The sequence below is a fragment of the Kocuria sp. genome (genome assembly GCF_030536815.1).
GTDB lineage: Bacteria > Actinomycetota > Actinomycetes > Actinomycetales > Micrococcaceae > Kocuria > Kocuria gwangalliensis.
Genome location: NZ_JAUNPE010000340.1, coordinates 1 through 1,558, shown reverse-complemented (window position 1 = coordinate 1,558; position 1,558 = coordinate 1). Strand labels below are relative to the sequence as shown.

At 65.9% G+C, this 1,558-nt stretch carries 1 protein-coding gene; it reads left to right on the top strand.

Annotated elements, in window-relative coordinates; all coding sequences use genetic code 11:
• Nucleotides 1-20: 20 nt before the first annotated feature.
• A partial coding sequence (recQ, locus tag Q4E95_RS13775; protein ID WP_303383836.1) for a DNA helicase RecQ occupies nucleotides 21-1,558 on the top strand: 1,538 nt, incomplete at its 3' end.

Here is a 1,558-nt window from a genome sequence, read left to right as displayed (position 1 = left end):
CCGGACATAGTGTGGAGACCATGCAGGACCACCACACCGCTATGCAGACCGTCGACGCCGCGCCCACACCCCTGAGCGTCCTCTCCGACGTCTTCGGCTACGACGAGTTCCGCGGTGAACAGGCCGCCATCATTGATCAGGTGATGAGCGGGGGAGAAGCGGTGGTCCTCATGCCCACCGGCGGCGGTAAATCACTGTGCTATCAGATCCCCTCGATTCTGCGGGAGGGCACCGGGATCGTCGTCTCGCCCCTGATCGCGCTCATGTCGGACCAGGTGGCGGCGCTCGAGGCAGTGGGAATTCGAGCGGCCTTCCTGAACTCCTCCCTGGATTTCCAGCAGGCCCAGGCGGTTGAACAACAACTGCTCGCCGGCGACATCGATCTGCTGTACATGGCACCCGAACGACTGATTCTGCCGCGCACCCTGGACCTGCTCCGCCGGGCCCGGATCGCGCTCTTCGCCATCGATGAGGCGCACTGTGTTGCCCAGTGGGGCCACGACTTCCGCCCCGATTACCTGGGCCTGTCCGTGCTCGCGGACGCGTTCCCCAGCGTCCCTCGGATTGCGCTGACCGCCACGGCCACTCGCAGCACGCATCGCGAAATCACCGAGCGCCTGCGCATGGAGAACGCCGCCCATTTCGTTTCCAACTTCGACCGCCCCAATATCCAGTACCGGATCGAGCCCAAGGACCGCGGCCGCGATCAGCTTCTGAAGTTCATCACCACCGAGCACGACGGCGACGCCGGCATCGTCTACTGCCTCTCCCGCAAAAGCGTTGAAACCACCGCGGAGTGGCTGGAAAGGCACGGGATTGCAGCATTGCCCTATCACGCGGGTCTCGATGCGTCGGTCCGGCACGATCACCAGGAACGGTTCCTGCGCGAAGAGGGGATCGTGATCGTTGCAACCATTGCGTTCGGCATGGGCATCGACAAACCGGACGTGCGCTTCGTCGCCCACCTGGACCTACCCAAGAGCATTGAGGGCTACTACCAGGAGACGGGCCGTGCGGGACGCGACGGCCTCCCGTCGACCGCGTGGCTGGCCTACGGCCTGGGTGATGTGGTCAATCAGCGGCGCCTGATCGACCGCGGCGAGGGCAGCGAACTGCACATGCGCAACGCGCGCTCGCACCTGGACGCGATGCTCGCCCTGTGCGAGACCGTCTCATGCCGGCGCGTGCAGCTGCTGCGCTACTTCGGCCAGGAGTCCGAGCCGTGCGGAAACTGCGATACGTGCCTCAAGCCGCCCACCATGTGGGATGCGACGGTGCCCGCTCAAAAGCTGCTCTCCACCCTCATCCGGTTGCAGCGCGAGCGCAGTCAGCAGTTCGGGTCGGGCAAGGTCTTCGACGTGCTGCTCGGGCGCGCGAACGAGCGTTCCGTCGAGTCCCGTCACCATGAACTCAGCGTGTGGGGGATCGGCACGGAGCTGTCCGAGCGCGAATGGCGTTCGGTGCTGCGGCAGCTGCTCGCGCGCGGGGTCGTGGAGGCCGTGGGTGACTACGGCGTGCTCGTCCCCGGTCCGAACGCCGGTCCCGTGTTGCGCGGCGA